General features: G+C 68.4%; 6 protein-coding genes. All 6 read right to left on the bottom strand.

Features of this window, described 5'->3' with window-relative positions:
• Positions 1-26: 26 nt before the first annotated feature.
• Complete coding sequence (locus tag MJ797_RS24955; RefSeq protein ID WP_239341897.1) at positions 27-1,616, bottom strand: acyl-CoA carboxylase subunit beta; 1,590 nt, start codon at positions 1,614-1,616, stop codon at positions 27-29.
• Positions 1,617-1,691: 75 nt separating this feature from the next.
• On the bottom strand, positions 1,692-2,807 hold the full coding sequence (locus MJ797_RS24950; RefSeq protein WP_239341894.1) for a phenazine antibiotic biosynthesis protein: 1,116 nt from the start codon (positions 2,805-2,807) through the stop codon (positions 1,692-1,694).
• On the bottom strand, positions 2,782-4,230 hold the full coding sequence (locus MJ797_RS24945; RefSeq protein WP_239341892.1) for an MmgE/PrpD family protein: 1,449 nt from the start codon (positions 4,228-4,230) through the stop codon (positions 2,782-2,784). Before MJ797_RS24945 ends, MJ797_RS24950 begins: the two co-directional genes overlap by 26 nt.
• Positions 4,227-5,045, bottom strand: coding sequence for a cyclase family protein (locus tag MJ797_RS24940; RefSeq protein ID WP_239341890.1), 819 nt, complete (start codon positions 5,043-5,045; stop codon positions 4,227-4,229). Before MJ797_RS24940 ends, MJ797_RS24945 begins: the two co-directional genes overlap by 4 nt.
• The gene (locus MJ797_RS24935; protein ID WP_239341888.1) at positions 5,042-5,953 is read right to left on the bottom strand and encodes a CoA ester lyase; all 912 of its coding nucleotides are present in this window, start codon (positions 5,951-5,953) and stop codon (positions 5,042-5,044) included. Before MJ797_RS24935 ends, MJ797_RS24940 begins: the two co-directional genes overlap by 4 nt.
• Positions 5,946-7,142, bottom strand: a complete 1,197-nt coding sequence (locus tag MJ797_RS24930) for a CaiB/BaiF CoA-transferase family protein (RefSeq protein WP_239341900.1) — start codon at positions 7,140-7,142, stop codon at positions 5,946-5,948. Before MJ797_RS24930 ends, MJ797_RS24935 begins: the two co-directional genes overlap by 8 nt.
• Between the last annotated feature and the right edge of the window lie 397 nt (positions 7,143-7,539).

Here is a 7,539-nt window from a genome sequence, read left to right as displayed (position 1 = left end):
GAGCGTGCCATCACCCAGTACCCTGATCACAGGGGGATGTTCCCGTGCTTCCTCGGTATGCGTTGCTCTCGCTTCTTCTGTAGAAGGCGTAAGGCCGCGGTGAGCTTGGCTCTGGTCTCCGACGGGGCCACGATCGCGTCGACATAGCCGCGTTCGGCCGCGGCATAGGGGGTTTCCAGGTGTGATTCGTAGTCGTCGGTGAACCTGGCCCGTGCCAGCTCGGGGTCCGGCGCGACCGCGAGCTCCCTCCGGTACAGCACGCTGACCGCGCCCCTGGCCCCCATCACGGCGATTCGTGCCGACGGCCAGGCCAGGTTGACATCCGCGTGCAGGTGCTTCGACCCCATGACCACGTAGCCGCCACCGTAGGCCTTTCCGGTCACCACCGTCATCAATGGCACGGTAGCCTCGGCATAGGCGTAGATCAGCTTGGCACCACGCCGGATTATCCCGTTCCATTCCTGATCCGCGCCGGGCAGGAATCCGGGGGTGTCCACGAACGTGAGGATCGGGATGTTGAACGCGTCGCAGAGCCGGACGAACCGAGCGGCCTTTTCACTGGCGTCGATATCGAGGCATCCGGACAGGTGAGCCGGCTGGTTGGCCACGATTCCGATGCTGTGGCCGTCGAGCCGGGCGAAGCCGACGACGATGTTGGCCGCGAAATCGGGGGACACTTCGAGCAGTTCTCCGCCGTCGACGACGGCGGAGATCACCGCGCGCATGTCGTACGGCTCGCGCGGGGATCCGGGGACGATCCCGTCGAGTTCCGGGATGTGGCTCGGGCGGGCGCCGGGATCGCCCGCGAACAGGGGCGGCTCCTCGAGGTTGTTGGACGGCAGGTACGCGAGCAGCGTTTTCACGTAGTCGAAGGCGTCCTCCTCGTCCGCAGCCGCGTAGTGTGTGCAGCCGGATCGGGAACCGTGCACCCGAGCGCCGCCCAGCTCGTCGAGACCGATCCGCTCGCCGTTGGTGGCACTGATGACCTCGGGCCCGGTGATGAACATGTGTGAGGTGCCCTCGACCATCACGGTGAAGTCGGTGATCGCGGGCGAGTACACCGCACCACCCGCGCACGGCCCCATGATCATGGAGATCTGGGGGATCACCCCCGAGGCCGCCACATTGCGGTAGAAGATCTCCCCGTAGAGGGCCTGAGCGGCAACCCCCTCCTGAATCCGCCCTCCGGCACCGTCGTTGATGCCCACGACCGGGCATCCGGTACGCAACGCGAGATCCAGCACCTTCACGATCTTCTGGCCGAACGCCTCGCCCAGCGTCCCGCCGAAGACGGTGAAATCCTGGCTGAACACGCAGATCGGCCTGCCGTCCACGGTCCCGTGCCCGGTCACGACGCCGTCCCCATACGGCCTGCGGTCGGCCATGCCCCAGCCCGTCACCCGGTGCCGCACAAACTCGTCGAGTTCGACGAACGAACCCGGGTCCAGCAACCGCTCGATCCGCTCCCGCGCCGTCAGCTTTCCCTTGCGCCGCTGGGTGCGCATCGCCTCGGCCGAGCCCGGGGCCCGGGCCTCCTCACGCCGGCGGCCGAGCTCGTCCAGCCGGGAGACGCCGTTGGCCGAATACGTCGACGGCCGTGCGTGGGTCTCGGTCACCGGTCCCCCATCGCCGCGGCGGCGTAACCCATCCCACGCCGGCGGGTCGCCGTCACCTCCAGCCGCTCCCGATCGTCAGTAGATGCCCTCGATGACACGTTCACCTCCGAACTCGTCCAGCGGAGCGGGCGAGGAGACGGAGTCGCCGATCTGTCCCGGCAGGGCGCGCACGCGGATGGCGGAATCCCGCTCGGCGTTGTTCGGCAGGAACATGCCCTTGCTGATGTGGCTCATCACCACCTGGCCGCGACTGCCGTAGCCCACCGGTTCGCCGGTCTCCGGGTCGACGACCCGGAAGGTGACCACCGGGCTCGGCGGGTCGTAGATCAGGTCCTCGTCCTCGTTCGTGCCCTGCCGCTCACGGGCACCGGTGAGGATCATGGCACTGCTGTACCTGCTCAGCATCCGCGCGTTCGGGAAGTACTCGTACTTCAGCTCGAACCGTTCGTCCACGGTCATGTGCGCACCGCCCCAGAAGACGAGCTCGATCTTCGAGTTGATCAGGTCGACGAGGCTGGGCCGGCGTGCGCAGGCGCGAAGCAGTGGCGGCGTGATCACCATCATGGACACCCGCTGGCTGGACAGCACGTGCTCGATCTGGTCCAGCAGGTGCTCGACATAGGCGGCGGCCTGCTCGTGCTGCCTCGTCTTGACCAGCTTCTTCACCCAGCGCGGGTCGATGTCGATGGTAAACTTGATCGTCTTCTGCCGGGCGGCAACGTAGTCGTACAGGCTGCCCGCCTTGTGCGGCCCGCTGGGGACCGCAACCAGGATGTTGCCGGGTTCCCGCCCCGCGAACTGGGGGCCGGCGATCATCCGGTCGATGGCGCTGTCCATCCAGTCGGGCATGAGGATGATCCGTTTCGGCACCCCGGTGGTGCCGCCGGACTCGAAGACCCGGGGCGCGGGCGGGTTCTTCCCGTAACCACGGGGAATGAGGTCCTCGACCGGGATGTCACGGGTCTCCTCGACGACGTTCGGGAAGCGTCGCAGATCCTCGTAGCTCCGGATCTCCCGCACCGGGTCGAACCCGAGGGTCTCCGCCCTGAGCAGCCAGAACGGGGATCCGGTGTCCTCGCCAAAATGCCACCGCATCGCCGTGCGCAGGTACTCGACATCGTCATCGGGCCACCCCGCGGGATCGAGTACCGCCCATTGAGGATCGTCATTCGGCTTGATCTGAGCCACCACGTTTTCGTTCCTTCCCCTCGGTCCGCAGCAGCGACATCACGGATCTAGCTGACGTCGCACTGACCAGGGCCCGGATCTCGGCCGACACGAGGGCCGACCGTTCCGCGCCGAACACCTCACAGTTGAGCGCGAATTTCGTGTCCAACTCCGCTCCGGTGACCCCGTAGGTCAGCCCCGGACGATCGTTGAAACGCAGGACCTCCTCGACCCGCCCGTCCCGCAGCGTGACCCGGGCCCGGGTCCCGATCCGGCGCGGGAACACCTCCGTGCATTCCGCATCGGCGGAGCAGCCGATCCGCGCCGCGAGCTCGACGACCTCCGCACGCCGGGCGGCCTCGTCGGTGAAATCCGCCAGGTGGACCCCGAGCCCGCCGCCCCCGGTCAACGCAGCGGCGAAGGTGTAGGGCCCGGAGAACGCAGCCGCGTAGCCGCCGACGGGGATAATCTTGGCTGCGCGTGGTTCGGCGATGGTGCGCAGCGCCGGTTCGGGTACGCCCAGTTCGATGCCCGCCACGTCGGCGGGCCGGACGCCACGGGCCCGCAGCTCCAGCGCGCAGTCCACGCCGGCGTGGGTGAAGTAGTTGCAGGGGTACCGCTTGATCTGTACCTGGTCGGCGTGCCACAGCTCGCCGAGATCGTCGGTGACGACCTGGGGCACTGAGCGCTCGCCGCAGAATGCGGTGAAGAATCCGAATCGGCCCTCCAGCACCGTGTGTGGCCCGGTCAGGCCGGCCGCGGCCAGCTGAGCGGCGGCCACACCGCAGTGGGCGGCCCACCCGGTGTGTATCTGTTTGACACTTCCCCCGGTCCGGTTGGCTTCGATCAGGCCAGAACTCATGCTGGCGGCGATCGCGCCGGCCGAGGTGATCGTGGCGGCGTCACCTGACAGCAGGGCCGACACCGCCACCGCGCTAGCGATCGCACCGCAGAGGGAGGTCGCGTGCTGCCCCCGGTCGAAGTAGATCGAGTTGCGCCGTTCCTCGTCGAATCCGGCCATTCCCAGCCGGATGCACAACTCGATGCCGAGCAGCATGGCGTCCAGCGATTCCGGGCCGTCCGCACCGGTGACCTCGGCGACGGCGAGGACCGCCGGAATCACCGCGGCCCCCGGGTGCAGCAGGGACGGAAGGTGCGTGTCGTCGAAGTCCGTGCAGTGCGCGAGGGTTCCGTTGACGAAGGCCGCGCCCGTCGGCGGCAGGCCGATCGGCCGGCCGACCACGGTGGCGGACCCGGCATCGCCCCAGAGCCGGGCGACGCGGTGCGCGATGCTGGCGACCGGTTGACGAGTCCCGAGTACGATGTTGCCCACCGCGTCCAGGACCAGTCCGGCCACCGCGTGCCGGTGCGAGGGCCCCAGGCCGGTCTTCATGACCTCCTCGGCGAATCCGCCCACCGTGCCGAGCAATGCACCCCGCGCGCTCATGACCGTGCTCCGAGCAGGGCCAGCGGCCGGACCATTGACCCGGTCCCGCCGACGATCTTCAAGGGCGTCAGCACGAACACGAACTCGGTGGCTCCGCAGTCCACCAGCTCGTCGAACCGCAGGTGCTCGATGATGTGGATCCCGTTCTCCACCAGGAGGATCCGATGCACCGGCATGACGGCGTGTCCACGTCTCGGCAGGATCTGTTCGAACGCCGTGGTGTCGGTACCCGCCGCGATGACCTGCTGCCGCGCCAGCCAGCGCGCCGCTTCCTCGGTGAGCCCCGGCACCCCGCTGTCGACGCCGAGATACGCGGTGGCGTCGTCCCACAGCGAGCTCCAGCCGGTGTTGATCAGGCAGACTCCGCCCGCTTCCACCCGCACGCCCGCCGTTTCGGCAGCACCTTCCAGATCCTGCGGGGTGATCCCGTAACCGGGATCCAGGCGGGAGGTGTCGTGCAGCGCGGCGATATCCAGGAACACGCCGGGACAGATCATCGGTGCGATGGTGTCCACTCCGAGTTCCGAGAACACCCCGCCGGTCTGCGCGGCCATGCAGTCCGCTCCGCCGAAGAGCCTGCCCTCGTGCGAGGCGTGGGCGAGCGCGTCGATATGAGTGCCGACGTGCCCGCCGGTGACGATCATCTCGCTGGCGGCCGAGCTCCCGTCCGGCCGGACCATGTCCCCGTGCCTGCGCGTGAGGCTCAGCCGGAACCCCGGGTGGTTCGGCGAACAGGGCATGCCGTTGAACAGCGGCTGCGCCAGGTCCAGGACCTCGATCCCGGCCCGCACCACGGCGAGCAGGGGGTCGGTCATGACGGCAGCTCCGTGGTCCCGGACACCCCGGCTCCCGCCCCGGGCAACAGATTCAGCGCCGTGGCGATATGTATGACCTGCCGCGCCGCCGCGATGATCGGCGGCGCGACCATGTGTCCACTCTCGGTGTAGACGATCGTCGATTTCCGCTCTTCCGCCACGCGCGCCGCGGCACAGATCTCCACCGCGACAGCGATCTCGTCGACAGCCGGCGTGTAGACCTCGTGGATCGTCGGCAGCTGTACGGGATGGATCGCCATCCGGCCGACGAAGCCCAGGCTCTTCCCGTGCCGGCAGCTACGCAGCAGGCCTTCGGCGGAGTTCACCTCCGGATAGACGCCCTGGCAGGGGCTGGCCAGACCCGCCGCGCGGGAGGCGAGGATGACCCTGGTCCGGCAGACGTCCATCATCGCGCCATCCAGATCGCAGTTGAGCTCAGCGCGCAGGTCGTACTCGCCGATCCCGATCATCGCGACCTTGGGCGACGCGGTCGCCAGCCTGGAGACGACCTCCAGGCCGGACGCCGTCTCCAGCAGCAGATGCAGCACGGCCGCGCAGTCCGCTTCCCGGAGCAGCCGGGCCGCCGTCCGCACCTCGTCCGGTGTCTCCGTCTTGGCGATGCGCACCCCGGACAGGCCCCGGCCCGCGACGGCCCGCACATCGTCCGCGCCCCAGTCGGAGCGCAGCGAATTCACCCGCACATAGGTCGGTTTGCGTGGCTCGGTGGCCGTGTACGTCGCGGCCACCTCCCGCGCGTAGAGCTTCTCTGCGGCGGGCACCGAATCCTCCAGATCGATCATCACCGCATCGGCGGCGGAGTCGTACGCGCGCTCGATCCGGTGTGGCTGACTGCCCGACACGTAGAGGTAGCTTCGATGGAACAACTGCTCCTGAAGTGCGCTAGTCACCGGTGAGCTCCTGCACTCGCGGTTCCACCCGGTCGGCACCCAGGGCCGAGAGAACCTCCTTGGCATGCTGACCCGGCCGGGGCCCGGCCGAGAGCACGCGACCAGGAGTGCCGGAGAGCCGGAAGGCGGGGCCGGGCATCCGCACGGACCCGATGTCCTCATCGGGTACCTCGATCACGGAGCCACGCTCGGTGAAATGGGGGTCGGCGAGGACATCGGAGAACTCGTAGACGGGCGCCACGGCAGCCTGGGCCGCGCGGAACGCCGCGATGACCGAGGGCCGGTCGCGTTCCGCGATCCACTCGGCCACCGCCCGATCGACTTCGTGGTGGCGGGCCCGCAGCCTGCCGGCGGCGAACCACGGTTCGTCTATCAGCTCCGCCCGCCCGATCAGCCGCATGACCCGTTCCGCCACCGACCGGGCCGACGCCGATACAGCCACCCAGGTACCGTCCGAGCACCGGTAGACGTTGCGCGGCGCACTGTTCGCCGACCGATTGCCCTGCCGGACCGGCCTTGCACCGGTCTTGTCGAAGGCCGCGATCTGGAACCCGAGCAGCCCGAGCAGCGACTCGGTGATGGACACGTCGGCCACCTGCCCGTTCCCGAGCCTGTCTCGCGCACGCAAGGCCATCAGCACGGCGCAGGCGGCATTCAGGCCGGCCACGGCGTCGCCGAGCGGGAACGCGGGCAGCAAGGGCGGACCGTCCGCCTCACCGGACATGGCCGCCAGGCCACTCATCGCCTCCGCGAGCGTGCCGAACCCCGGCCGGTCGGCATAGGGCCCGTCCTGGCCGAACGCGGTGACCCTGGTCAGCACCAAACGGGGGTTGTGGGCCGTCAGGACGTCCGCGCCGAGTCCCCACTTCTCCAGGGTGCCCGGCCGGAAATTCTCGATGACAACGTCGGCGTGGCCGGACAGCCGCAGGAACGCATCCCTGTCCCCGGGTTCATGAAGGTCGAGCAGGATACTCTTCTTGTTTCGGTTGACCACTTTCCAGGCCAGCGAAAACTCGTCACACATCGGACCGTAGGAACGCAGCGGATCACCCTTTGGGTGCTCCACTTTGATGACGTCCGCTCCGAAATCGCCGAGAATGCCGGCCGCCAGCGGCCCGGCGAACAGGGTCGAGACGTCGATGACGGTCAGACCGGAAAGCGGCAACTGGCGATGACGGCCGCCCACCATTTCGCCCACCTGTCTCCCATTCTCTCCGGGCCAGAATCCCGGAGCATTCCCCCGATGACAGAGTGCCACGCGCCCTAAGACGCCTGGCAGCTCGCGTGCAGGGAGCCGCGTGCGGGGTCTATCTTCTTTCCGGAGTCGTCAACGCTCCACCCAAGACCAACCCCGGATGCCAACGTCGGCGACCAGGTCCGACCCATGAAATCATAGCGTTGCCGCTTGTGCAATCGCCGGTCGTGGCCGGTGCGGCATTGAATCATGGCCACCCCTAGGCGGCCCGGAATCAACCCCTATCCTGCTGCGTCCCACCCCTTACTCAAGCGGGCCCGCGGTAGGACGCGGGCGGCGCTCCGCTGGTGAGTTTTAATCTCGTCGATGGTGCTCTCGATTTGTCGGGTAG

The organism is Protofrankia sp. CiP3, from assembly GCF_917627345.1.
Lineage (GTDB): Bacteria > Actinomycetota > Actinomycetes > Frankiales > Frankiaceae > Protofrankia.
This window is presented reverse-complemented; position numbering and strand designations above follow the sequence as displayed.

What these genes read in the sequence shown, in the direction of transcription:
- MJ797_RS24945 (WP_239341892.1), bottom strand. Translation starts at nt 4,230, where the DNA reads ATGAGCGCGCGGGGTGCATTGCTCGGCACGGTGGGCGGATTCGCCGAG.
- MJ797_RS24940 (WP_239341890.1), bottom strand. Translation starts at nt 5,045, where the DNA reads ATGACCGACCCCCTGCTCGCCGTGGTGCGGGCCGGGATCGAGGTCCTG.
- MJ797_RS24930 (WP_239341900.1), bottom strand. Translation starts at nt 7,142, where the DNA reads ATGGTGGGCGGCCGTCATCGCCAGTTGCCGCTTTCCGGTCTGACCGTC.